Below are 25921 nucleotides of genomic sequence, written 5' to 3' on the forward strand. Positions count from 1 at the left end.
ATGCAACGTCCGACTGTCATCGTTCACCGATTTCTTGGTATCATTGTCGGGGTTTTCATCATTGTTATCAGTTTAACTGGTAGCATCTTAGTGTTTGATAAAGAAGTCAACCCCATCCTGCATCTTCACACCCATCAAGTTGTACCCCAAGGGGAACAGATTTCACTTCAGCAGGTAGCAGCGATAATTCATCAACAATATCCAGAACAAAAACTAGAACATATCACAATTCCGCAGACAGCCAATGATCCTTACCATGTGCTGATCAAATCTCTCTATACAGGGAAAAGCGATATATATATCAATACTTATACAGGAAAATTGCTGGGAATATATAAGCGCGATCGCCCAATTATCCGCATTGTCAATCAACTACATACCCATCTACTAGCCGGTAAAATTGGTGGTTTTATCGTTGGGTTGTGTGGTGTGCTGCTATTGATATTAAGTATTACTGGGTTAATGCTGTGGAATGGCTGGAAAAAATTCTCTATCGGTTTTAAGATACGTTGGCAAGCAAAATGGCGAATGCTTCAGTATGACATCCACAAAGTAGTCGGGGTATTATCGGCTATATTTCTCGTGTTCATTGCGACTAGTGGAAGCATAATGGTGTTTGACAAACCCATCAAAAACTTAGCCTATGGGATGACAGGACAGACAAAAATTGCTCCACCCATTTCTACACTATCAACTAATAATTCACAATTAACTCTAGATCAGTTTTTACAAACAGCCAAACATTACCTACCAGCCGGACAACCGACTATTTTACATATACCGAAAGATGAAACCGCACCTATAAGGATACGTTTTCGATTACCCCACGAGATTATACCAGAAGGTAAAAGCTTTGTATTTCTTAATCAATACACTGGTGAAATATTACGAGTAGAAAACTTCTATAAAACCCCCAGGGTAGAACAACTAAAATCCTGGATGGATGTCCTACATAAAGGTAGCTATGGAGGATTAGGAACAATGGGATTATACATACTAATTGGTATAACTTCCTCCGCCTTATCCATCACCGGATTCGTTATTTGGTGGGGACGTAACCATAAAACCAAGCCTCAGCGTCACTCCGCGTAAACCACCCTGCGGGAAGCCGAAGCGTCTACAGCGCACCTCTGTGTTTAAAAAAACCATGCAAGCCAACTTCATCCGCCAGATTGCTCAAAAAGATCCATCAGAGTTTCAAGTAAATTTATCAGCGATCGCCCTCTATAAACGCTTCTTTAATTATGTTTGGCAGCATAAATTACAACTCATTTTAGGTTCTAGTACAATATTTTTTCTTTCTTTTTTACAAGTGATTATTCCGCAAATCACTCGCTATGTAATTGATGTGATTATACCAGAAAGAAGAATAGATTTATTGCCTTGGTTGGGATTAGGAATTGCTGTCATCACCTTACTCATTGGTAGTCTAAATTTTGCCCGTAGTTACATGATGTCTTTAGTTGGGCAGCAAACTATTTTTGATATCAGAAATGATTTATATAAACATCTGCAAACACTTTCCCTCAACTTTTTTGAAAATCAACGCACAGGCACATTGATGACTAGAGTAACCAAAGATGTTGATGCTTTGGAAAAATTAATCACTACAGATGTAGCAGAAATAATTGCCGAAATATTTACTTTTATTGTCATTGTCACTTATCTTATTTATGCTGATTGGCAACTTACATTGTTAATATTAATCACCTTGCCTATCATGATTTATCTCACGCAATTATTTGGTACACAAATGCGTGGGGCTTATCGAGAAGTACAACAACAAGGAGCAGAAATTAACAATCATCTCCAAGAAACTTTATCTAATATTAAATTAATCAAAGCTTGCGCTAACGAAGGTTATGAAATAGATAGATTTTCTGAACATAATCGGCAAAACATGACTGCAAATATTCGTGCTGTGCGCTTGTCGTCTGGTTTTGCGCCAGTGATTGATTTTATGAACAATCTGGGTTTTATTACTGTTCTCAGCTACGGTGCTTGGGAAGTCATTGGCGGACGTATGACTTTAGGCGATTTAACAGCGTTTTTGGCGTATTTAAACCACCTAAATCAACCAGCGAAACGGTTTAGTAAAGTTATGCACGTCATCCAAAAAGGTGCAACCGCACTAGAGCGAATCTTTGAAATCTTGGATACTCAACCGCAAGTTAAAGAAAAACCTGAGGCGATCGCCCTCCCCCAAATTCAAGGTAACATTCGTTGGGAAGGCGTTGACTTTGCCTATAATTCTAGTCAACCGGTAATTCATGACTTTAGCTTAGATATGCAGCCGGGAATGACTGTGGCGCTGGTGGGTTCTTCCGGTGCAGGTAAAAGCACAATAGCCAACTTAGCCGCGCGTTTTTATGACCCCCAACAAGGCAGAATTATCATAGATGGTATAGATATCCGTGATGTCACCTTACAATCCCTACGCAGTCAGATGGGGATTGTGTCTCAGGAAACTTTACTTTTACACGGTACTGTGAGAGATAATATTGCTTACGGTAAACCAGGGGTAAGAGATGCGGAAATTGAAGCAGCAGCCAAAGTAGCTAATGCTCACGAATTTATCATCAGTTTACCCAAAGGTTATGACACCCTAATTGGTGAACGTGGCGTAAAGCTATCAGGAGGACAAAGACAACGATTAGCGATCGCCAGAGCCTTGATTAAAAATCCCCGATTCCTTATACTCGATGAAGCGACTTCTGCTCTGGATACAGAATCAGAACAACTCATTCAACAAGCACTGCAAGAACTCCTCAAAAATCGCACCTGTTTGGTGATTGCTCATCGACTTTCAACTATCCAAAATGCAGACTTAATTGTAGTTTTAGAACAAGGTCGCATCCAAGAAAAAGGCACACACAGAGAATTGTTAGCTCAGGCTGGTAGATATGCTTGTTTACACGCTATTCAATTTCCCCAAAAACTGCAACTTTTAGAACAAAGTTAAAACTATCATGAGCAAACAATCGCTTACGATAAAAGTAGTCAGTGCAAAAATGAGTAATGCCGAAAGGAATTAGTATTGCTACATATTTGAGTATTAAACAGTTATGGCAGGCGTTACAAGAAAATACGACAAGTGCCAACAGATTTAATTGTGGGTAGCTTATGACGCAGAAATGGCTATCTATTATCGGTATTGGTGAAGATGGATTATTGGGGTTAAGTCCGATCGCTCTTTCTCTACTCAATCAAGCAGAAATCGTTGTAGGAGGCGATCGCCATTTAGCAATGTTACCTCCAAACGACCCACGAGAAAAAATCCTCTGGACTTCTCCTATTGCTACCGCAGTAGCAGAAATTATCCAGCGTCGGGGTAAATCTGTATGTGTGTTAGCTAGTGGTGACCCCATGTATTACGGTATTGGTGTCACCTTGGCGCGACAAGTTCCCATATCGGAAATGACGATTATCCCTGCACCTTCATCTTTCAGCCTCGCCTGCGCCCGATTAGGATGGTCTTTAACAGAGGTAGAAACCTTAAGTTTATGCGGTCGTCCCTCGACTTTGCTGCAATCTTATATATATCCTGGTGCGCGGTTATTAATTTTAAGTGAGGGGAAAAATACACCGAGCATTGTTGCCGAAATTCTTACACAGCGAGGTTTTGGGAATAGCCAACTCACAGTCTTGGAACGGATGGGTGGCATTCATGAAAGGATATTAACAGGGACAGCCGCAACTTGGCAGGAAACAGAATTAGCAGATTTAAATGCGATCACCCTACATTGTATCGCCGATGCTGGTGTTGTTACCTTACCCAGATTACCAGGATTGCCAGATAACGCCTATCACCACGATGGACAACTTACCAAACGGGAAGTTAGAGCTGTTACCCTATCAACTTTAGCACCTACACCAGGACAGTTACTTTGGGATGTGGGGGCGGGTTGTGGTTCCATATCGATAGAATGGATGCGGACTCATCCCAGATGTCAGGCGATCGCTATTGAACAAAACTCATCTAGACTACAATACATTGTAGATAATGCGGCTGCTTTAGGTACTCCCAACCTGAAAATCATCGCGGGAAAAGCACCTCATGTCCTCCGAGATTTACCTACACCCGATGCCATTTTTATCGGTGGTGGAGTTACAGCCACAGGATTATTTGATATTTGTTGGCAAGCACTACGCCCAGGCGGCAAGTTAATTGCTAATGTAGTCACCATAGAAGGTGAGCAGACCTTATTTCAATGGTATGAAAAAGTGGGTGGCAGTTTTACTCGTATTGCCATTCAACGAGCCGAACCAATTGGTAAATTTTTGGGTTGGCGAGCAATGGCTCCTGTCACACAATGGGTAGGGGTGAAAGATTAAAGAAGACAAGGACTTAGGCAACTTTAGACTGAGTGTAAGGGTGTAGGGGTGTAGGGGTGTGAGGGAAGAATTTAGTTTTACGCTTTCCCTTAAACCCCAATTACGGTTCAGTTAAGGAATTTCTTGGTTAAGCCAACATGAGTTCGATAAATTCGGAAGAACCCCTCTCCATAGCTTGCTACTCTACGAGAACGCCTTACGGCGAACCCGCAGGGTACCTCTCCCCGACGCGGGGAGAGGCTTAAAACCCTGATTATTTGGTACTCAGTTATAGATTTTCAGCCCCTTCCCTTGTAGGGAAGGGGTTGGGGTTAGGTTCCGTCGAATTCATTTTAAGCCACGGTAAGACAAGAATTTTCAAAATAATCCTCTTTCTTCCCGTGCTTCCCCTGCTTATCTGAATTTTATTCCCCTACACCCCCATACCCCTAAAACCCTATCGTCATTTAGCAGAAAACTTGTAACATCCGCTAGACTCTCCACCTAACTAGAGAGATTAGGATAGTTCCAGGCAATTGCCTCAGTTGTCAAGCTGAGTCCTGATAGTTTCTTTTATTCACACCGTAAATCTATGACAATCCAACTCACAGTTCCCAACATGGCTTGTTCTGCTTGTGCAAACAACATTACCAATGCAGTAAAGACAGTTGATGTTGATGCGATCGTTCAGGCTGATCCACAGACTAAGCTGGTGAACGTAGAAACGCAAGCTTCAGAAACTTCCATTAAAGATGCTTTAGCTGCTGCTGGCTATCCGGCTGCATAAATTTCTGGAACCACGGGATACCTGAATGTATAGAAAAGTCGGGTATCCCGTATTCTTTCCACTCAACAGCATTAAGACTTACGCATCTAGATTTTCTTTTGAGACCGGGTGTAAGGGTGTAAGGGTATAGGGGTGTAAGGGTTTCAAACATTTATACCGCTACACCTCCAAACCCTTGATCTTTCCTTTTCATGCGTAAGTCCTAAGCATTACAGTACCAAACATTCTTAATTACGAATTACTCTTAAAATCTAATACCCAATTGCCCGTTAATCCCACGGACAGAATTATATCCAGCACCCACGAAAACATTATCAGTCGCACCTACTTGCACACCACCAGAAAAAGCTACGCCTTTATCCTCTGAATAATATCCCAACCCTACATAAGGTGAAATTACTGGTAAGCTGATAAACTTCAGCACATCTACGCCAGTAGCGCCATCAGTTCCCACGCCTAACTCCACCCCCAAATTTAACGCTCTAGCCCCTACAGCATAAGTTACATCACCATCTTTGCCGCCCACAGAAACCCAAGGTTGTGGTATCAATTGTGCAGAGGCTTGAGTTGGGGTTAATAAAGCTAAAAATCCTAATGATGTTATGAGTGTTTTTGCGATCGTTCTTTTCTTCACGCTTTTCTCCTACACTACCTAAAAATGCTGAGTTCACTGTAACTGAGTTATAACCTTGAGTAATTCTGGCGAAAGAAATCTATTTCGTTCTAAAAAATCTACGTCTAGGGTTAGATTCACTTACTACAGAGGAATCACTCTAGAAATATCCATGACGGTTAACTGAACGAAAATGTTGCAACTGTTGTAGCTATTGCACTTAAGTCAAATTAGATATTCAGAGAATATTTCTCCCGCTTGCAGAGGGTAACAAGATTTATAGTTTCTACAGTGAGATTAGCTGACTATATTTTAAGGTTAAAATAATCAAGCCTTTGAGAATATCCAACACTCAACAGCCGCATTCCGCCTGTGACAGATAACATTTATATATGAACGCTACACAAGAACAACTAAAGGTAAAACTTGAGCAGGCTTTGATTGCTGCTTTTGGTGATGAGTACGCCGGAGTAGACCCGATTTTGGTTACTGCTAGCAATCCTAAGTTTGGTGATTATCAAGCCAACGTTGCTTTGTCGCTGAGTAAAAAGTTAGGACAGCAACCGCGAGCGATCGCCTCTGCTATTGTAGAAAAACTAGATGTATCAGAAATCTGCGAAACTCCAGAAATCGCTGGCCCTGGTTTTATTAACCTGAAGTTGAAAACCGCTTACCTAGAAGCGCAACTAAACGCTATTCAAGCAGATTCTAGACTAGGCGTTCCTACAGCCAAACACCCACAACGGGAAATCGTCGATTTTTCTAGTCCGAATATTGCCAAAGAGATGCACGTCGGACACCTACGTTCTACCATCATCGGTGATTCCATCGCCCGGATTTTGGAATTTCTGGGACATGATGTATTGCGGTTAAATCATGTAGGTGATTGGGGAACGCAATTTGGGATGTTAATTACTTACCTGCGGGAAGTTTCCCCAGAAGCCTTAACCACTGCGAATGCTTTAGATATTGGTGATTTAGTCAGTTTTTATCGCCAAGCCAAGCAACGGTTTGATGCGGATGAAGCCTTCCAAGAGACAGCGCGCCAAGAAGTTGTCAGACTACAAGCAGGCGGAACAGATACCCTCCATGCTTGGAAGTTATTGTGTGAACAATCACGCCAAGAATTTCAGGTAATTTATGATTTACTTGATGTCAAATTAACTGAAAGAGGCGAATCTTTTTATAATCCCTTACTACCAACTGTTGTAGAAGGTTTAGAAGCAACTGGTTTATTGGTAGAAAACCAAGGTGCAAAATGTGTTTTCTTGGATGGCTTTACTAATAGAGAAGGTGAACCTCTACCCTTGATTGTGCAGAAATCTGATGGTGGTTATAACTACGCCACAACAGATTTAGCTGCGTTACGTTACCGGATTCAAAAAGATGAAGCAAAACGCATAGTTTATGTAACAGATGCAGGACAAGCCAACCACTTTGCCCAATTCTTCCAAGTAGCACGTAAAGCCGGATGGATTCCTGATGATGTGGAATTGGTTCATGTTCCTTTTGGTTTGGTATTAGGAGAAGATGGTAAGAAATTCAAAACTCGTTCTGGCGATACTGTGCGGTTACGAGATTTATTAGATGAAGCGATTTCTCGCGCCCATGCAGATTTAGAAGAGAGATTAAAAGCCGAAGAACGGGAAGAAACACCAGAATTCATTGATAAAGTTGCGGAAGTAGTTGGTATTAGTGCAGTTAAGTACGCCGACTTAAGCCAAAATCGCACCAGTAACTACATTTTCAGCTACGACAAAATGCTGGATTTGAAAGGCAATACAGCACCATATATGTTGTATGCTTATGCCCGGATTCAAGGGATTAGCCGTAAGGGTGGGATTAACTTTGCAGATTTAGGAGATAATGCCAAAGTTATCTTGCAGCATGAAACAGAATTTGCATTGGCTAAATACCTACTGCAATTAAGTGAAGTGATTAGTACTGTAGAGCAAGATTTATTACCTAATCGTTTATGTGAATATCTTTACGAATTGAGTAAGAAGTTTAATACGTTTTATGACCGCAATCAAGGGGTGCAGGTTTTGAGTGCAGAAGAACCTCTGCGGACATCCCGTTTAGTTCTGTGTGATTTGACAGCGAGAACTTTAAAACTCGGTTTGTCTTTGTTAGGGATTCAGGTGTTAGAGAGAATGTAACTTTAATTGCTGCGATGACTATAATCATCGCACGCAAAAAAATGTACTATGAAATACCAGTATAGAGAAATTCCTATCTAGCTGGTAAAATCTCCATGATTGACCACGATCGCCTATTTAAAGAACTACTTTCCAATTTCTTCCCTGAGTTTATTGAGCTATTCTTCCCAGATGTCACTACATATTGGGAAAGAGATTCTATCGAGTTTTTACCACAAGAAATTCTTACAGACGTAACTGAGGGAGAACTGAAGATAGTTGATGTTATTGTCAAGGTTGCATTTCAAAATCAAAATACTTTATTTATCATCCATACCGAACATCAATCTTATCCACAGGCTAATTTCAATCAGCGAATGTTTACCTACTTCGCTCGACTCCATGAAAAATATGCCCTTCCGGTGTATCCCATAGTTATTTATTCCCATGACTCCCCAAAAACTACACAACCAAACTCCTATCGCCTTGATTTTCCCAATAAGAAAGTACTGGAATTTAATTATGAAGTTGTACAGCTAAATCAATTAAATTGGCGGGATTTTGTTAATCAGAATAATCCTGTCGCTAGTGCTTTGATGGCGAAAATGCAGATGGATGTTCAAGAACGTCCCACAGTAAAGCTAATGTCCCTACAATTACTAGTGAATTTGGGACTTAACCCCGCACAAATTCAGCTAGTTTCAGGTTTTATTGATACATATCTCGATTTGAATGCTCAAGAAGAAAGCATATTTCAAGAGCAACTTGCTACTATTGAACCAAGGCAGGAGGAAAGAGTTATGCAAATCGTTACTAGTTGGATGAGACAGGGTATCCAGCAGGGTGTGCAGCAGGGAGAATTGACGCTAATTCTACGCCAACTTAACCGCCGTTGCGGTGAAATTAATCCGCAATTGCAAGAACGGATTCAAGGTTTGTCAACTGCTGAGTTGGAAGATTTAGGTGAGGCTTTACTGGATTTTACAAGCACTGCTGATTTAGAGGCTTGGTTTGCAAGTAGATAGTTTTGGTGGTTTGTTATGTTTTCCATCAAGATACCCGACTTCTTTGAGAAGTCGGGTATTTGTAGGGTTAAATTATTAATTTGGTGGGTCTAAACGATTCACAACTGTCGCCCATAAAATCATCGGGGAACCGACACCCAAACAGAACAACCATTGTTGTAAGGTTAATGGTGCTGTTTCAAATACATCATTAATTAATGGCACATGAGCAAAGACAATTTGTAGGAGGATTGCACCAACAATCCCAAATCCAATGGCGGGAATATCTACATTCTCTTTCATTGTGCCGTCCATTTTGGCAATGAGATTGGGGATTAATTGGCTAATACTCAACAGATAAAATATTCGTCCTGCAATTAGAGAGTTAATCGCCATTGTTCTAGCTAAATCTATATTACCTGTAGTTTGGCGGATGTATTCAAAAACCCCGAAGATCACAATCCAGTTAAACAGAGAAATTGCTAATATTCGCTGTATCCGACTACCTGATAGTAAGGGTTCATTGGGGTGACGCGGTGCTTGCTGCATCACATTTTGTCCTTTGGGTTCAAATGCCAAAGGTACTGTCATGGTGATGGAGTTCAACATATTTAACCAGAGGACTTGTAAGGATAAAATTGGTAAGTCTCTAGCCAATAATGTACTAATTAAAATTGTCATTGATTCCCCACCGTTGACAGGGAGAATAAAGCAGATTGCTTTTAAGAGGTTTTTATAAACTGCTCTTCCTTCTTCTACAGCTGCTTCAATGGAGGCAAAATTATCATCGGTGAGGAGCATATCTGAGGCTTCTTTGGCGACTTCTGTACCTGCGCCACCCATTGCAATCCCGATGTCTGCTTGTTTTAAGGCGGGTGCATCGTTGACACCATCCCCAGTCATGGCGACGACTTCGCCTTTAGATTGTAAGGCTTCGACTAGACGCAGTTTTTGTTCTGGTGCTACGCGCGCAAAGACCACACCTTCCTCCGCAACTTGAGCGAGTTCGATTTTATCCATCTTGGCGAGTTCTGCACCTGTGAAAGCGAGAACTGAGCCGTTTTTGTTGATGCCCATGCGACGAGCGATCGCCTGGGCTGTGATAGCATGATCTCCTGTGATCATCTTCACTTGAATCCCAGCAGTTTGACAGGCTTGCACTGCTTTAATTGCACTCTCACGGGGAGGATCAATCATCCCCTGTAAGCCGATGAAAATTAACCCGTTAGCGATATCTGCATGATCTACGTCATTTTGTTCATTGTCTACAAGCTTTTTGGCTAAGGCTAACACCCGTAAGCCTTGGCGCGCCATGATGTTGACTTCCCGTTCAATGGTGGTTTGTTTTAAGGTTTCCACACAATCCAAGGGACGGGGTTGTCCGTCGGTATTTAACATCAGGCTACAGCGTTGGAGAATCGCTTCTACAGAACCTTTGACATAAATCACCTTGCCGGTGGGTGTGTTGTGCAAGGTTGCCATGTATTGATAGTCTGACTCAAAGGGAATCCCATCTAGCCTTGGCATTTGCTTGAGTAATGTGGGCTGGCTAAAATTGGCTTTATTCGCTGATGCAATTAACGCCCCTTCTGTGGGATCTCCTAGCACTACCCACCTACCATTTTTCGTTTCTAAGTGGGAATCGTTACAAAGTAATCCAGCTATTAAACATTCTTGTAGACCTTTCTCTCTGTTTAAATCTACAGGTTGCTCGTCTCTAAGAATTTCCCCATCCGGCGCATAACCCACACCACTAACTGTATATTGATGTCCTCCCGCATAGATGGCTTGGACTGTCATCTGGTTTTCTGTCAATGTCCCGGTTTTATCGGAACAAATCACAGTTGCACTACCCAAGGTTTCCACCGCCGGTAATTTGCGAATAATGGCATTTCTTTTAGCCATGCGGGAAACACCAATTGCCAAAGTAACAGTTACTACTGCTGGTAATCCTTCCGGGATGGCGCTGACTGTTAAAGTTACGGCTGCTTCTAAGGCTTCGTTAAAGCCCCGAAAGCTTAACCCCACAACAAAGCAGAGTGTAGCTAACCCTAAGACCATGTATAGCCAATTCTGGCTAAATTTGTTAAATTTCCGCGTTAATGGTGTGGAAATGTCTGTATGCTGCTCCATTAACTGGGAAATTTTACCTGTCTCTGTGTTGTTACCCGTGGCTACTACAACACCAGTCCCTTGTCCGAAGGTGACAAAGCCACCTGCATAGGCCATGTTTTTCCGTTCGCCCAATCCTGTATCTGGCTGTAAAACTTGTGTATGTTTTTCTACAGCCACAGATTCACCAGTCAAGCCAGACTCATCAATTTGCAAGTTCCGTGCTTGAATGAGGCGTAAATCGGCGGGGACTTTATCACCGGAAGTCAACAGCACCACATCACCAGGAACCAATTCCCGTGAGGGGACGCGGATTTTCTGCCCATCGCGGATGATGGTGGCTTCTGTAGTAATGGCTTTGGCTAAAGCAGCGATCGCACTTTCGGCTTTTGCTTCTTGAATAAATCCGATAATGGCGTTGGTGGTGGTAACACCCCAAATCACCCCAGCGTTGACAAGGCTACCACTCAACGCTTTGACTAAACCTGCACACAACAAAATAATTAATAGCGGCTGGTTAAATTGCAACAGAAACTTCAACCACCAAGCCTTACCTTTCTTTCCAGTCAGTTCATTCGCACCGCCACTAGTTAACAGGTGTTGTGCTTGGGTGCTATTTAAACCTATCTCTGCATCAGTTTGCAAACGGGCGATCGCTTCGGATATCTCTAAGGAATGCCAAACAGTAGGCTGTTTCTCTCCTGGTGCAACGGTAGCTACAGCTTGAACCATAATTATTAAGTTATTGTAAAAAGTGTTGTAATTAAATTAGCACTAATTTTTCGTGCTAAAAAGAATTTATCACTAATAAAATCTGATGGATATCATTATTTACCCCAATGGGTGACAAAAAATCGAGTATGCTTTCCTTTACAGTGAGGATTGAACCTGAAGGCGTAAAACTTGTGAGTCTGGATTTGTCTACTCCATTGCAATTAATTGGGCGTTCAGTGGAGTTTCAGCGCGTTGTAGAAGTGCTAGCCCAAGATGGTGACTTGTTAATTACTGGAGTACCTGGTAGTGGTAGGCGTACTCTAGTGCGATGGGGTGTGACAGAAGTAAGAGCGATCGCTCTCGATATAGACTGCATCCGCGCCATAGATGGCGAACGATTTTTACAGTTACTCACAGAAGCAATTAACCAAAATTGGCAAGCAGAAAAAATCCAAGATTGGGTGGATAAAAACGCCAAGGAATTTTTTACTTTTCATCCAGAAACTAAACTCAAGCTTTTACGTTCCCTCAGCCAAAAACAAATATGGCAAGCGTTTGAATTATTATTAGAATTGCCGCAAATTATGGCGGTAGATTTAGACAAACGTTTAGTATTAATTTTGCAAAGTTTCCCACACATTCGTTCTTGGGATCGTAACGGTTTATGGGAAGTATCATTCCGGCGAAAAATTAAAGAACATACTCATGTAAGTTATGTCCTGATTGCAACAATTGCGGAGACAGGCAATTATTCCGACGAAAATAACTATCCTTTAGAAACCATCCAATTACCTCCCCTCAAACGAGATGTATTGGCAGTATGGGCAAGGGAAATATTACATGGTTCAAAACTCACATTTGATTCCCGTTCTAAAGCATTACAACTATTTTTAGATGCTGTACAAGGTCATATTGGCGATGCGATGGCAATAATTCGTCGTCTACAAACTTTATGTATTCCTGATAGCTTAGTTACAGAAAATGATGTCCAGCAAGCCATTGAAGGATTACTCAAAGATTTATCCATGACCTATGAATCCTTATTGATGTTGCTACCAGCAAATCAGGTACATCTTTTGGAGTGTTTAGCTTTAGACCCCACAGAAAAACCCCAAAGCAAAGACTATATTCAAAAACATGGTCTTTCTAGGGGTGGTAGTCTCCAAGGTGCGCTGACAGGGTTACATCACAAGGGTTTAATTTATGGTGCAGAACAAGGTTATTTATTAGCAATGCCATTATTAGCTTTGTGGTTGCGCCAAAGATTGAGTTAGTGATTTCCAGATTCAGCAGATTGTGAACTCAACGCCTCGAACTGTTGCCAACACAGATACATGGCACGGGGTACATGAAAACATCCCTTCCATTTACCACCTTTGAGATTTAACAACACTTCCCCACGACGATTTAAGTAGCCAAACCACTCACCATATTCTGGGTCAGCAAAATGCTGCCAGGAATAATCGTGCATTTTTTGATACCATGCCCAACAGGCATCACGACCAGTCAAACGATAACCCATCGCCAAAGCCACCAAAGATTCTAAATGCACCCACCACAATTTTTGATCCCATTCCAATTGTTGTGGAGGATGACCTGCTGCATCCATAAAGTAATACAAGCCGCCATACTCGTTATCCCAGGCGAAATTGAGGATATTTAACACCACATCAACTGCCTGGTTAATAGTCTTGCTGTCGTTTTTCCGTCGGGCGATGTCCATAATAAACCACATCGCTTCAATACCGTGACCAGGGTTAATCAGCCGACCTTCAAAACAATCAATGTGGGAACCATCAGGGGCAACATTTTCATACATCAATCCTTGTTCTTGGTCGAGAAAGTCACCCATAACTTCCTGAACGGTTGCAGCCAAGACGTTCTCTAGAGTCTCCTGGGGAAGCAACCATTCCATTTCTAGAGTGAGGTTGGCTAAAATCATCGGCACAGCTAGGGCTTTCATGGGGCGTGTGCCGGGATAGGTTTTGGTATATTTGCCTTTGGGGTTATCTTTACGACGCAAAACATTGTTATATGCTTGCATTGCCACATCTTTTGCCCACTCTTCACCAGAGGCGAGAGCGTATTGACTAAAAGCCATCGCCGCAAAGCAATCAGAAAAGATATTGTAAGGCTGTACTAATGGTTCGCCTCCACGGGTGAGGGCAAAATACCAGTTACCCTCGTCATCTCTACCATGTTGGGCAAGAAATTTAGCGCCATTCCTAGCAATTTTGAGCCAGTTTTCCCGTTTTTCTAGCTGGTTACACAGCATAGAAAAAGTCCAGACTTGGCGATTTTGCAACCAAATAAATTTATCTGTGTCATACACCTTACCCTGGCGATCGAGACAAGTAAAGTAACCGCCTTCACTATCCAGGGAGTGGTTTTCCCAAAACGGGAGTACGTCGTTGAGGAGGGCATTTTTGTAAAGTTGCGCCAGTGCTTGCAAGTTTTTCCCCATAATGCAATCCCCTGTTCAAAAACATCAGGGTCAATTATCGCCTTGTTGTGGATTGACTACAAGTATTCTGTTAAGTAAGTCGATGCAATAAAACCAAACTATGTAAATAAAAGTAAATAAGGCTCAAACTCTTTCTCCCCCTGCTCCCTGCCCCCTGCCCCCTGCCTTATCCCAACAATATTTATTTACGCCGACCTACTTATTTGTTAGTTGTCAGTTGCTAATAGTTTTCCCCAGATCCCGATACCGTTGGCGAAATATTAATTAACAAAAAAAACGGCGAATTTTTCGTGTATTACATGGATAGCAAGATACAGAGACAGGAAACTTTAAGCCTCAAAGGTGCAGTTTTGGACTTTGGACAAAAAAGTCCAATAGATTTTATAGTTCTACCCCATTTACCCAGTCGGTTTTGTTGAAAGAGTAATGATTTTGAGCAATTACTCAAAAGCCAAACACAAAAATTAGACGATAATCATTGCAAAAGCGAAGCATCGGCAACAAATGTTCATCGTAAAACTCAAGTATTTCCTCGCGGCTCACTCTACCGCGTGGCACAAAATCAGCTTCATTATATAAGCTGTCTCGCCATTCGGTAAAAGCAGCAAGATGTTGCTCTAATCCCCCTACCCAAAAGTCTTTTAAAGGGGTAACGCAAAAGTCTTCTAACTTGATTCGGGAGTATAGTAGTTGTTGTGTAGCCTCTGTTGACTGTACTCGTTTACCAAATCCAGGTATCAAGATGTCCGCAATTAGAGCTGGCATTTTAGAGCAATATTCATACGGCGCATAATCTACTGTTTCCACGTTTTGAATGGCGGTGAGAATTGGGAGAGCAATTCTATCGGGTAGCTCACCCGCACTATTAATACTAGATGCAATCACAGTAGGTCTGTCAGTAGGTTCTGCTCTAGTGTACAAATCTACACCAGGTTTCATAAGAACTTCACGAATTTGTACATCATCAGCTAGCTCCGATTCCAGTTTATCAACGAGGCAATTGAGGATTTCGTCTGGATAATAGTCATCGTATTCCTTGGGAATAAGTTGCATAATACCGATGCCAAACCAAAAAGTCATAAGAGGATGTTTGAAAAGTTTTGAACGTTCAAATTTTAGGCTAATCGCCTTACCATAATACGAATCATGGCAAGATAGACAAAAGTCTCGGATGTTTCGGGTAATAACTCATAGTCTCGGACTAATCGCCGACAGCCCATCAGCCATCCCAAAGTGTCCTCGACGACCCAACGAACGTTTTTTGAGTACAGCAAAATCACTAGTTAGGTAAGCAAGCTACTGGGTATAAAACTGGTATCGATCCCTTGCCCCCCTGCTTCTTTCCTCTGGCTACTTGCTGAATAAAACTTCCCGTGGTTGCATTATGGGTTTAAAGTTGTATTGTGGAACCAATTCCTGGTAGACCGCTAGTGTTTCTTCGTTGACTCTAGTGGCACTAAATCTTTCTATATTTTGTTTGGCACGGCATTGCCACTTATATAGTTGTACGGGATCTTTGAGCAATTGGGTTAAAGCCTCTGCCAATGTGTGACTATCTTTTGGTGGTACTAATAGCCCAGCTTGACGATTATCTAAGGTTTCGGGGATACCGTCCACATCACTGGCAACGATCGCACAACCGGCTTCTCGTGCTTCTGTGAGGACTAAACCGAAGGATTCACAATGGGAAGGAAGAACGAAAATATCGGTTGCTAGCATATAGCGTTGCGGTTCTGCCTGGAAACCTTCAAAATGTATCCGTTCATTAAAAGGCGTATTTCTGGCCATAGCCTCGAAAATGGATTTATCTGGTCCATCCCCTACCAAATATAGATGTGCTTGAGGAAATTCCTGGGCAATTTTGCTAAAAGCTGCTATCAACTCGGCAATTCCTTTACGGGAATACATCCCCGCAACAGTAGTAATTGCAGGACGCTGTAAGGGTAATGGTTGGTAATCTTGAATTTGACGATGGCGGGGGCTTCCTAATGTGCCATTGGATACCACTCGCAGTTTGTTGCGGGGAATACCACGCCGCACCATCGAAGTAGCTACCGCATGACTAACAGCGATGACTCTATCTGCTAATCCCATCAGTACTGCGCTACGCTGGAACTCATTGTGTACTGTAGACACTAAACTATAATCACAACTTGTTTTTAATATGCCTGCCAGTACAACTCCCGTCATCATATGTGCATGAACTATATCTGGCTGAAATTTTTGGATAATCTGCCGAAAACGCCAAATAGCTTGAATCATATTTAGCGGTTGTCTAGACTGATCTAAATGAAAGTGTCTAACACCATAACTACCAAGTAATGGTTCGTATCCTCCACCAGCAGACGCTACAGCCACTTGATGACCGTCTTTGGCTTGTAAGCAGGCTAAATCTACTGCAACATTGACTATTCCATTACCAATTTCTTGTACATGATTGGTAATATGTAATATTTTCATTTAAAACTTCTCCATATTATTTATTATTTTTTAATTTTGGATGAAAAACAAAATATGAATTTATTTAGTTATCCAAAATCATCAATACAGTGTGAATTGTCAGGATTTAAACCTATTTACAGTTCACTTTTAAAGAAAATTTCGTGAGAATTTAGGAATTGCTTGATAAATCCTCTAGGTAGATTTTCAATCTGAGAAGAATATGAAGCGATCGCTCTCTTTTTCTTGTCTTGTACTGAAGTAATAGAAAAACGATAAGCAGCAGCAATATCCTGTATTTTCAATAGGATAAATAGTGGCGCTCTCCAAAATAACCAAACAGGATATTGGAATACTTCCACAGGAATGTTGGCTTCACGAATTACTGTTTTAACTAAGTTATAAGTAGCCTCATGATCCCTATGACAGTCTTTCCTATGTGGCACATAAATTTCCTCAGGCTGATAATGCTGAATTAGTTCAGATATCTCTCGAATTGTCTGCTGATGTTCTTCATTACTTAATTCTGGTAAACACCCATCTGGCTTAGATAAAAAGTGAATATGTGATGACTCTACACCCAATATTCCTAATGCACTAATTGCTTCTTGTTTCCGAGTTTGGACTATCTGATTTTGGCAATCTAGATCGAGACTTCTTGAACCTTTTCCATCAGTGATAAATACTACTACCACTGGTATGCCATGCTCTCGTTTGTAAGCAATCATCCCGCCACAGCCAAAAGTTTCATCATCTTGATGTGGAGAAAATATCATGGCTGATTTTTGGTTAGATAACAATGGCTTGCTATTACCAAACAAAAGCCATTTTAATAGTAACCAAGAATGAATATACTGCACTTTCTCAAGCCATACAATAGGAATTAGTGTTTGTAGTTTTTTTAAATATATTTTATGCGACAATTTTGGCTCCATCTTTATCAATAAAAATAAATGCTCATCATTAAAAATATCAATAATTAATCTGTATAACTATTTCGCCCTATGAGCATAAATCACATGATAAGCCACTCATAACAGATTAGGATAAAGATTGTGTATGAAAAGTGCTAGTTTTTTCTGGATTTTATGAAAAGAGTCATCAGGGGAATTTTATTAATTTGAAATATAAAATTATGGTCAGTCAAAGTTTGACTATAAAGTGCGTGATATTTGTTATAAAGTGTTTATTAAAACACTGATAATATGTATGGGAATGAGTAATTAATATAGGAATCCGATTTGATAATTGAAAATATCTAAATATTTGTAGGGTGGGCATTGCCCACCAAAACTATGATACGGTGGGCAATGCCCAACGCCACTTGCTCCAAGCCGGGAAACCCTTTCAGCAGTTACTCCACTTGGGGTTTCCCCAAGACCGTACTGCTTCACTAACGCAGTGGCTCCCCTACGTATATTTCAGAAATCAAATACTAGTCCTATAGTTGTTTATTAGTAATAGGAAAACACAATTAGCATTCAGGTTTTTCTAAGAGGATGTTTTAAATTCAAAAATAAAGCGGGAAGAACATTTACACTGCTTTTTGCCTCCCCTACGTAAGATTTACTTTATAAATGGTCTTTAAATCATCTTTTTCAAGGGGAATTTAAGAGGGTATTTTAATCTGGGACTGAGTGCGTAGACGCAGTAATAATTTCACGTTTACGGATGGTGTCGTTAGGAACTACAATTCGCCAACGGAGAATACGATTATCTTGACTCCAGTTGTCAAAACGGGCAATTTCAGAGCCTGCGGCTAGGGGATCTACAAAGGTTGCTGGATTTTTAACTGTAAAGCCGGACAGATACATGGTGTCACTTTCAGGAAAGTATTTGATTCGCCGTAAATCTGTAAAAATGCGGGGAGTTGTTTCTTTTTGCATGGAACTATAGGTATAGATGGGATTACCGTTAGTGTCTAGTCCTTGCAAGGAATAATGGCGAATACCTTCTCGATCGCCCAGAGTTGTCCACACATCACCTTTACTATCCACCCACCATCCTGTAACAGAGGAAGAATCTTCACTATGATCATATTCTTCTTTGTCGAAAGCGCCGTTACCGTTGCGATCGCGCCAAATCCATTTTCCTGTTGCTGGTTGCTGAGGTGGCCAAGTCCCTGAGATTGCTGATTTACCTTCGTTATTTTTACCAACAAACATCCCTGCTGGAATAGCTATGTTGCCATCTTTGCTGGGATTAAATCGATAAATCTCTAAGGCGTTGCTATACGGATCTAAGAGAAACAAAAATCTTTCACCATTGATTCGACGTACAAAGGTAGCATCGGGGGATATATGCAGTCGTGGATCTTGAGGATATTTAAAGCCGTTTAAGGTGTAAGCTTTATAAGTCAATTGTTGACCCTTAGGCTTGCTACTATCTATCAAAAAGTGTTCATACTTGGTAAAAACTTCTCGTCCATCTGTAGTGGGGTCAACGTCGGCATTTTCGACTAAGGATAATCCTAATAATCGCCATAGTTGCTTTCCTGATGGCGAAAATTTTCTTAAATCTGTGCCGGAATTATTGAACCCATTATTATTGATATACAAATTCCCCTGAGTATCTGCGCCGACTCCTGTGAGTCCATAAAACTTTAAATCTTGGACTTCACCAGGAACACCTCCGTAAATCCCCCCTGTGTGACCAAAAGTGCCGACCTGGACTGGTTGATCCTGAATGTTATAAATCAATACTTGCTGAAGCGTCCCATTTTCCGCTACTAACAGTCTGCCTTGATTATCGAGTGCGATCGCTCTGGGTAATACAACATTAGTTATTTTTTGCGGTAATTGTTTTCCTGATGAAGAATAACGCAAAATTTTAGCAGGATTCTTGGCATCTTGCTTTTGAATAATCCACAAATTTCCCTGCTTATCAATAGTTATATCTCCTGGTCTCAGAAAACTAAAGTTGCGTAATTCTTTCATTGTCTCAGTGTTATAGACGCGAATTTTATTATTCGCTGCATCACTGACATATAAATTCTTATCTTTCGTTGCTAATCCAGTTACCTCACTTTTAGTATTGACGATTAACATACTCTTATCCCAACCACGTCCATTAGCAAAGGGCGCTGGTTTACCAGATAAGTTATAACGTCTCACGCAATACCAAGTTATCCCCTCTGGTGGATAATCTTTGTCTATTTTGCCAACAAATCCTTGGCTCATAGCAATGTAAATATACTTACTATTTGCTGTGACAGCTTTACCACCATGACGACTCCAACCATGAAGATCACTGAGAACCCCAATCACATTACCATCTTTATATATTGATGCTTCGGCTCCTGCTTTATCCTCATGACTATTTGTATAAACTGTGCCATTAGGCGCAACATACATTCCCTCAATATAGTTTTGTATAGATTTCTGACTGCCAGCAAAAATATCACTTATCAAATCTCTTTTATAAGTATCCTCTGGAACTTGACTGAATGTTAAATCTGTTGAAACAATAGTAATAAATAGAAATGAGATAGTAGCAATAAATAAATAAATCCATGATTTTAAAAATCTATAATTTAAATACTTAAATATTTTATTAAGTTGTCTTTTTATCCTCAATTGTAACTTTTGGATATTATCTGGTATTGCGTACTTCATTACACCAATAATTCATTTAATAGTTAGTTTTTTGTACTTCGAGATAATTCTTGACAGTGATTTTTAATATTACTCAGTGATATTGAATTAACAGGAGAACTGCAATTATTGAGTTATATATGTTTCTAAACACCATTCAGTAGAATGATTCAGAGAAACATTATTATCAAAAAAATATATGCCTATTTGAAAGTATGTTTATTCTGAATTACAAGAATTGAAGGACTCTTAGAGGTTATTTATAAAGCAAAAATAAAATTATTGTAGGGTGTGTTAGGCGCTCATTTCCCTGATGATTGGTCACAAAATAACTATCCTCGCGCCTAACGCACCGCCGGATGGTGCGTTACGGCTAAATTTTCTTGTCTCTGAGTCCCAAATCCTTTCATAGCCGTAACACACCCTACTTAATATTTACTTTATAAATAGTCTCTTATTGTGAGGGTTTTACTTTGGTTTGATGTCCTAATCTATCTGGCTGTAGTTATAGTATGTAGAAGTCCTTCGTATTATCTTTAATTACGTAAGTGATAATACATAAATAGCAAATTAACTGACTTAAGAAATTAGTGTTTATCGAATATTCATCAAAAAAATATAACTTTCTATTTTTTTAAATTAGTTGTAAAAATATGGATTTAGTATATTGGTATACTCTTTTTCCCAGAAAATTATTCATCAACCTATTACCAATTACCAGATTCCTCATCTCCTTGTGGGTGAGGAATTGTAACCTCAATCTTATAAGTTATAAACAATACATTAACTACCGAAGCACGCTACATCACAAAAGAAATGTCTTTATAAAAGCTTAAATTAGACTAATTATATTTCTTTAAAGATTTGGTAAATAAAAAAGCTCAAACTTAGGTAAATTTAAATAAAATCTATATTGAGTCAGATGGAATATTTACTGATAACTCCGAAAATTAGAGAAGATAAACAATAAGTAGTATGTCATTAACTGTATAGAATAAAACACATGAATAAAATCCCACCTGTTTCTTTATCTCCTCCTGTATCTTCCTGATAATCTTGACAATCTTGCTAAATATATAAACGGAGTGATACTTCATATCGAAGCAAATCTCCTCAAGCTCCACACAGTACTAGGAGATAAGAGTGGAATATAAAAAAGAAAATTTCAATTTACTACCTGCTTCTATTCTGACCTTAGGTTCTGGTTGGTTTCCTACAAATCCTGGGGGTTTGGAAAGATATATTTATGAGTTGACTTATCAATTAGCAGCTAATCAAGATAGAGTAGAGTTATGTGGAGTTGGCTTACCAACTAATGAATTTCATTTGCCAATTAAATTAACTAATTTAGCATCTCCAAATAGTAAAATTTGGCAAAGATTTTGGTCTATTCGGACTAATTTCCAGAAAACAAGAATAAGCAAACCGGACGCAATCAATTTACATTTTGCTTTATATAGCTTTCCTATTTTAGATATTTTGCCTCAGGGTGTACCCATTACTTTTAATTTTCATGGGCCTTGGGCATCAGAAAGTAAACAGGAATTAGTAAAGAATAAAATCAGTATTTTTTTAAAGCGTCGGCTGATAGAACAAACCACATATAATCGTTGCGATCGCTTTATTGTTCTGAGTAAAGCATTCGGCAATATATTACACCAACAATATCAAATTCCTTGGCAAAAAATACATATTATTCCTGGTGGTGTGAACATTGATAAATTTCAGCCAAATTTATCGCGTCAACAAGCTCGCCAGCAGCTAAATTGGCCTGAAAGTCGTCCTATTTTATTTACATCCAGACGTTTAGTTCACCGTGTGGGAGTAGACAAACTATTACAAGCATTAGCCATCATTAAACCAAGAGTACCCGATATTTGGCTAGCGATCGCCGGTCGGGGACATCTGCAAGGGACATTGGCAAAACAAGCTCAAGAATTAGGTTTAGAGAACAACGTAAAGTTTTTAGGTTTTCTCCCAGATGAGCAGTTACCTATCGCTTACCAAGCTGCTAATTTAACTGTTATGCCCAGTCAATCTTTTGAAGGTTTTGGGTTAGCAATTACTGAATCTTTGGCTTGTGGTACTCCTGTTTTATGCACTCCTATTGGAGGAATGCCAGAAATTTTAACCCCATTTTCACCAGAATTAATTACTACATCTGCGGAAGCTACTGCTATTGCGGAGAAAATAGTACATATATTGCTAGAACAAATACCAACACCTTCACGAGAAGAATGTCGCCAATATGCTGTAACTAACTTTGATTGGCAGAAAATTGCTCAACAAGTACGGCGAGTTATTTTAGCTTAAAAAAATTAAGAGAGTAGTTGACTAATGAAAATATTATTTTTAGACCAGAGTGGTAAACCCGGTGGTGCAGAATTGTGTTTAATTGATATTGCTAAACCTTACCGCGATCGCGCCTTGGTTGGTTTATTTGCGGATGGAGCATTTAAAACCTTACTAGAGCAACATCATATCCCGGTTGAAGTATTCACTAATCAGCCAATTCAAGTCCGCAAGCAAAGTAATTTATTGCAAGCATTTAGTAGCTTGGGACAACTTGCGCCTCTGGTGGCTAAAGTTGTAGAGAAAGCCCGTGAATATGATGTAATCTACGCCAATACGCAAAAAGCATTAGTTGTGGGGGCGATCGCTAGCTTTATCGCTCGTCGTCCTTTGGTTTATCATTTACATGACATTCTCTCCCCAGAACACTTTAGCCAAACTAACCTGCGGGTTGCAGTTAACTTAGCTAATCGTTTCGCCTCATTGGTAATCGCCAATTCCCAAGCCAGTCAAACAGCATTTATCCAAGCTGGAGGACGCGCAGAGCTAACGACAGTCATCTACAACGGTTTTGATATAAATTTATATCAAACTGCTGCATCAGATATTAGTAAATTACGGCAATATTTAGGCATAGCAAATAATTTTGTAGTTGGACACTTTAGCCGTATTTCACCTTGGAAGGGACAACATATTTTAATTGATGCACTAGCGCAATGTCCGCCACAAGTAACGTCAATTTTAGTCGGTGATGCCCTATTTGGTGAGCAAGCATATGTCAAAGAATTACATCAACAAATTACCAGATTAGGGCTAGAAACCCGCGTTAAATTTTTAGGATTCCGGGCTGATATTCCTCAATTAATGGCGGCTTGTGATTTAGTGGCTCATACTTCCACAGCCCCAGAACCCTTTGGTAGAGTAATTGTTGAGGCCATGCTTTGTGGCAAACCTGTAGTTGCAGCCAAAGCCGGTGGTGCAATGGAATTAGTCGAACATGGAGTTAATGGCTTTTTAACCACACCAGGAGAATCCCAAGAACTAGCTGATATTATTAATACCTGTTTGACAGAAAAACACACCACTATAACTATTGCTAGTAATGCTAAAGCTATCGCTAGTCAGCGTTTTAATGTCCAAAATATCAATCAACAAATTGCCCAAGTCTTACACACAATTTAAGTAAAAACTTTTTCTCCCTACCTAATCTTTATTTAATTTCCTCGTCATCACCTAACATTTTTAATAGCTTCCTCCCTACTAAAACACTAATAATTCCGGCACCAACCACTTCCACTGCTTGTACAACTTTTTTACCTACATCGTGAGGGTCTAGGTGGTGATGAAAAATCTCTTCATCCACCCATTCCGTTGTGGCTTTAAAGTCATGAATTGGTGTTGGTAATAGTGTTAAGTAAGTGCCTTGACGGATTAAGTGTGCGGGTTCGCCTACAACTTCAAAAACATTGAATAAGTTAGCAGCAGCATCATTTAACCCCAACTTCAATAGAGTTCCCCGGATGTTCACCTTAGCAGGTTCGAGTTCTTCTCCTAGTGCAAGTGCTTTCAAATTATGAGCTATATTTGCTCCTTGTTGATAAGCGACTTGGGCTGTAGGCGGTAGGAAACTATCCTGAACTGCTGCACAATCACCACCTGCAAAAACTTCTGGGAAATCGAGCAATTGCATAGTGGAAGTGACTAGGGGACGGCTATGATGATCTCGATGTTCTTGGGGAATTGGTAACTCTTGAATTAGGGGATGGATAGAAGTGCCAGCAGTCCAGATTGTGGTATGTGTTGTCAGTGTCTTAATTTCACCATCACTTTTATATTCAACTGCATTTGGATGCACAGCAGTGGCTTCTGCTTCTGTAATAATTTCTATTGCTACACTACGTTTTTGTAATTCTTTTTCGGCAATTGGACGCAAAGGATCGTTAATATCGCCATCAAGAATTTTTTGACCATGATTGAGGAGAATCACACGGATTTCCTCAGGGTTACCACCCAAAGCAGCATACCAATGTGGGAGAAAATCAGCTAAAGTTGCTGCCATTTCCACACCAGAAGCGCCACCACCAACTACAACTACTGTTAATAGTTGGCAGCGTTGTTTTATATCTTCAGTTTGGATGGCTTTTTGTAAACAGTCACGTAAATGTCTGTCAAGTGCGATCGCATCTGCTTGCGTCCAGAAAGGAAAAGCATTAACATTCGCACCTTCAATGTGATGATAGCCAGTAACACTGCCTAAAGCTAATACTAAATTGCTGTAATTGTAGGAGTTTCCCGAAGCTAATTTAACTTCCTGTCGGTGTAAGTCTATCGTTTGTACAGTATCTTGCACAAAGATGACACCACTACCTTTAAGCAATTCCGAAAAACGCGGCACTACTTGAAAGCTATCCATTTCGTTATCGAAATATTCATATAATAGCGGCTTAAAGCAAAAGCGCTCATTTCTATCAATCAAAATCACAGAACGAGGATAATGTTCATGGGCTAGGTGTAACGCTGTAAATAGTCCGGTAAAACCACCACCGACAATCACAGTTTGATATATTGGGCTGTTCATAAAAAAGTATTAGGGAGTGCAAATAAATAAAAGTTAGGAGAGAACCGTTGACTAAATTTATCTTGGAGATGTTAATTATTGTGATGAAAATTTCATAAAATTACTCCTGATTTATAAATACTTTTATGCCTGCCAAAGATAGAGAAGTGAGAATAAAAATACCCAAACTATATCAACAAAATGCCAAAACAATGTGGTAGCACTTACACCGAAGTGACCTTGATCATAGTTGCCTTGCCGGAAAGAAAAAACAAGCATGGTTATTTGCAAAATCACACCACTGAGAACGTGGAGGCCATGAAAACCTGTTAATACATAAAATGTAGAACCAACTAATCCTGTGCTTAACCTAAAATCAAGCTTACTCCACTCAATTCCTTGACCGATTAAGAAATAAGTTCCCATACAGATCGTCATCAACCATAGCCAACGGAATTTATTTAGCTGATGATGCTTGAGAGCATTTTCGGCTGGTTGAATAACGAAGCTACTAGACAGCAATACCACCGTATTAATAATCACAAGATTAGACAATTCTGGGCCCGAAACACCAGGTGGAAGCCAATTTCCTAAGTGCGTTAACCGCAAAGCAACGTATGTAAAGATAAAGCTCAAAAAAACTATGCTTTCCGACAACAGGAACACGGTAAACCCGAAAATTGCTTTGCCATGATGGTCTTCAGCACGTCCGCCACGAACTGGTAGGAAACGCTTTAGCCAATTGGGTAGGTATCGCCACCATCGTTCTAAAGGGATAGGACTTTCATCTACATGAATTACGCCACGGTTCATAGACTAAATTCCTAGTACAAGATTCCACAAGTTAGTTACGAATTAATTGAAACTTTTACTTAAGGGACGGACTTCCAGATA

Annotated in this window: 18 protein-coding genes and 1 pseudogene; 9 read left to right on the top strand and 10 right to left on the bottom strand. The window is 40.2% G+C overall.

Features of this window, described 5'->3' with window-relative positions; genetic code table 11:
* The 4 genes from ACM5QX_RS14425 (at position 1) to ACM5QX_RS14440 (ending at position 5101) form a co-directional block, all read left to right on the top strand.
* The gene (locus tag ACM5QX_RS14425) at positions 1-1092 is read left to right on the top strand and encodes a PepSY-associated TM helix domain-containing protein (protein WP_414754150.1); all 1092 of its coding nucleotides are present in this window, start codon (positions 1-3) and stop codon (positions 1090-1092) included.
* A gap of 55 nt (positions 1093-1147) precedes the next feature.
* Positions 1148-2962: an ABC transporter ATP-binding protein gene (locus tag ACM5QX_RS14430; protein ID WP_414754151.1), complete on the top strand. Its 1815-nt coding sequence runs from the start codon at positions 1148-1150 to the stop codon at positions 2960-2962.
* 161 nt (positions 2963-3123) lie between these two features.
* Entirely contained in the window at positions 3124-4335 is a 1212-nt protein-coding gene (gene cbiE, locus ACM5QX_RS14435) for a precorrin-6y C5,15-methyltransferase (decarboxylating) subunit CbiE (RefSeq protein WP_414754152.1), read from the top strand.
* Between the two features lie 571 nt (positions 4336-4906).
* Positions 4907-5101, top strand: coding sequence for a heavy-metal-associated domain-containing protein (locus ACM5QX_RS14440; RefSeq protein WP_010997864.1), 195 nt, complete (start codon positions 4907-4909; stop codon positions 5099-5101).
* A 244-nt stretch (positions 5102-5345) separates the two neighbouring features.
* On the opposite strand, the gene ACM5QX_RS14445 is transcribed toward ACM5QX_RS14440, so the two are convergent.
* Entirely contained in the window at positions 5346-5735 is a 390-nt protein-coding gene (locus tag ACM5QX_RS14445) for a hypothetical protein (RefSeq protein WP_011320272.1), read from the bottom strand.
* Between the two features lie 371 nt (positions 5736-6106).
* Here ACM5QX_RS14445 and argS point away from each other — a divergent pair, with 371 nt between their 5' ends.
* The gene (argS, locus tag ACM5QX_RS14450) at positions 6107-7873 is read left to right on the top strand and encodes an arginine--tRNA ligase (RefSeq protein WP_414754153.1); all 1767 of its coding nucleotides are present in this window, start codon (positions 6107-6109) and stop codon (positions 7871-7873) included.
* Positions 7874-7968: 95 nt separating this feature from the next.
* Positions 7969-8877 (top strand): Rpn family recombination-promoting nuclease/putative transposase, encoded by a 909-nt coding sequence (locus tag ACM5QX_RS14455; protein WP_414754154.1) that lies wholly within the window; start codon positions 7969-7971, stop codon positions 8875-8877.
* Positions 8878-8952: 75 nt separating this feature from the next.
* Here ACM5QX_RS14455 and ACM5QX_RS14460 read toward each other — a convergent pair whose 3' ends face one another.
* Entirely contained in the window at positions 8953-11700 is a 2748-nt protein-coding gene (locus ACM5QX_RS14460) for an HAD-IC family P-type ATPase (protein WP_414754155.1), read from the bottom strand.
* A gap of 128 nt (positions 11701-11828) precedes the next feature.
* Between ACM5QX_RS14460 and ACM5QX_RS14465 the strand changes: the two genes are divergently transcribed.
* Positions 11829-12956, top strand: coding sequence for an ATP-binding protein (locus ACM5QX_RS14465; protein ID WP_414754156.1), 1128 nt, complete (start codon positions 11829-11831; stop codon positions 12954-12956).
* On the opposite strand, the gene ACM5QX_RS14470 is transcribed toward ACM5QX_RS14465, so the two are convergent.
* From ACM5QX_RS14470 to ACM5QX_RS14495, 6 genes and pseudogenes are all read right to left on the bottom strand, one after another.
* Complete coding sequence (locus ACM5QX_RS14470; protein WP_414754157.1) at positions 12953-14146, bottom strand: AGE family epimerase/isomerase; 1194 nt, start codon at positions 14144-14146, stop codon at positions 12953-12955. The two genes, ACM5QX_RS14465 and ACM5QX_RS14470, sit on opposite strands and share 4 nt — an antisense overlap.
* Positions 14147-14590: 444 nt before the next feature.
* Positions 14591-15226, bottom strand: coding sequence for a hypothetical protein (locus ACM5QX_RS14475; protein WP_414754158.1), 636 nt, complete (start codon positions 15224-15226; stop codon positions 14591-14593).
* 35 nt (positions 15227-15261) lie between these two features.
* Positions 15262-15399, bottom strand: a pseudogene (locus ACM5QX_RS14480) (IS5/IS1182 family transposase); the annotation flags it as partial.
* A 97-nt stretch (positions 15400-15496) separates the two neighbouring features.
* The gene (locus tag ACM5QX_RS14485; protein ID WP_414754159.1) at positions 15497-16606 is read right to left on the bottom strand and encodes a glycosyltransferase family 4 protein; all 1110 of its coding nucleotides are present in this window, start codon (positions 16604-16606) and stop codon (positions 15497-15499) included.
* 116 nt (positions 16607-16722) lie between these two features.
* The gene (locus tag ACM5QX_RS14490; protein WP_414754160.1) at positions 16723-17520 is read right to left on the bottom strand and encodes a PIG-L deacetylase family protein; all 798 of its coding nucleotides are present in this window, start codon (positions 17518-17520) and stop codon (positions 16723-16725) included.
* A gap of 687 nt (positions 17521-18207) precedes the next feature.
* Positions 18208-20199, bottom strand: a complete 1992-nt coding sequence (locus ACM5QX_RS14495; RefSeq protein WP_414754161.1) for a hypothetical protein — start codon at positions 20197-20199, stop codon at positions 18208-18210.
* Between the two features lie 1122 nt (positions 20200-21321).
* Here ACM5QX_RS14495 and ACM5QX_RS14500 point away from each other — a divergent pair.
* Positions 21322-22491, top strand: a complete 1170-nt coding sequence (locus ACM5QX_RS14500; RefSeq protein WP_414754162.1) for a glycosyltransferase family 4 protein — start codon at positions 21322-21324, stop codon at positions 22489-22491.
* Between the two features lie 24 nt (positions 22492-22515).
* Entirely contained in the window at positions 22516-23652 is a 1137-nt protein-coding gene (locus tag ACM5QX_RS14505; RefSeq protein ID WP_414754163.1) for a glycosyltransferase, read from the top strand.
* Positions 23653-23680: 28 nt separating this feature from the next.
* On the opposite strand, the gene ACM5QX_RS14510 is transcribed toward ACM5QX_RS14505, so the two are convergent.
* Positions 23681-25048: an NAD(P)/FAD-dependent oxidoreductase gene (locus tag ACM5QX_RS14510; protein WP_414754164.1), complete on the bottom strand. Its 1368-nt coding sequence runs from the start codon at positions 25046-25048 to the stop codon at positions 23681-23683.
* Between the two features lie 123 nt (positions 25049-25171).
* Positions 25172-25840, bottom strand: a complete 669-nt coding sequence (locus ACM5QX_RS14515) for a cytochrome c oxidase subunit 3 (RefSeq protein ID WP_414754165.1) — start codon at positions 25838-25840, stop codon at positions 25172-25174.
* Positions 25841-25921 lie beyond the last annotated feature (81 nt).

The organism is Anabaena sp. CCY 9910, from assembly GCF_963920875.1.
GTDB lineage: Bacteria > Cyanobacteriota > Cyanobacteriia > Cyanobacteriales > Nostocaceae > Trichormus > Trichormus variabilis.

Coding starts and splice junctions, on each gene's coding strand:
- ACM5QX_RS14425 (WP_414754150.1), top strand. CDS start 1: ATGCAACGTCCGACTGTCATCGTTCACCGATTTCTTGGTATCATTGTC.
- ACM5QX_RS14430 (WP_414754151.1), top strand. CDS start 1,148: ATGCAAGCCAACTTCATCCGCCAGATTGCTCAAAAAGATCCATCAGAG.
- cbiE (WP_414754152.1), top strand. CDS start 3,124: ATGACGCAGAAATGGCTATCTATTATCGGTATTGGTGAAGATGGATTA.
- ACM5QX_RS14440 (WP_010997864.1), top strand. CDS start 4,907: ATGACAATCCAACTCACAGTTCCCAACATGGCTTGTTCTGCTTGTGCA.
- argS (WP_414754153.1), top strand. CDS start 6,107: ATGAACGCTACACAAGAACAACTAAAGGTAAAACTTGAGCAGGCTTTG.
- ACM5QX_RS14455 (WP_414754154.1), top strand. CDS start 7,969: ATGATTGACCACGATCGCCTATTTAAAGAACTACTTTCCAATTTCTTC.
- ACM5QX_RS14460 (WP_414754155.1), bottom strand. CDS start 11,700: ATGGTTCAAGCTGTAGCTACCGTTGCACCAGGAGAGAAACAGCCTACT.
- ACM5QX_RS14465 (WP_414754156.1), top strand. CDS start 11,829: ATGCTTTCCTTTACAGTGAGGATTGAACCTGAAGGCGTAAAACTTGTG.
- ACM5QX_RS14470 (WP_414754157.1), bottom strand. CDS start 14,146: ATGGGGAAAAACTTGCAAGCACTGGCGCAACTTTACAAAAATGCCCTC.
- ACM5QX_RS14475 (WP_414754158.1), bottom strand. CDS start 15,226: ATGACTTTTTGGTTTGGCATCGGTATTATGCAACTTATTCCCAAGGAA.
- ACM5QX_RS14485 (WP_414754159.1), bottom strand. CDS start 16,606: ATGAAAATATTACATATTACCAATCATGTACAAGAAATTGGTAATGGA.
- ACM5QX_RS14490 (WP_414754160.1), bottom strand. CDS start 17,520: ATGGAGCCAAAATTGTCGCATAAAATATATTTAAAAAAACTACAAACA.
- ACM5QX_RS14495 (WP_414754161.1), bottom strand. CDS start 20,199: ATGAAGTACGCAATACCAGATAATATCCAAAAGTTACAATTGAGGATA.
- ACM5QX_RS14505 (WP_414754163.1), top strand. CDS start 22,516: ATGAAAATATTATTTTTAGACCAGAGTGGTAAACCCGGTGGTGCAGAA.
- ACM5QX_RS14510 (WP_414754164.1), bottom strand. CDS start 25,048: ATGAACAGCCCAATATATCAAACTGTGATTGTCGGTGGTGGTTTTACC.
- ACM5QX_RS14515 (WP_414754165.1), bottom strand. CDS start 25,840: ATGAACCGTGGCGTAATTCATGTAGATGAAAGTCCTATCCCTTTAGAA.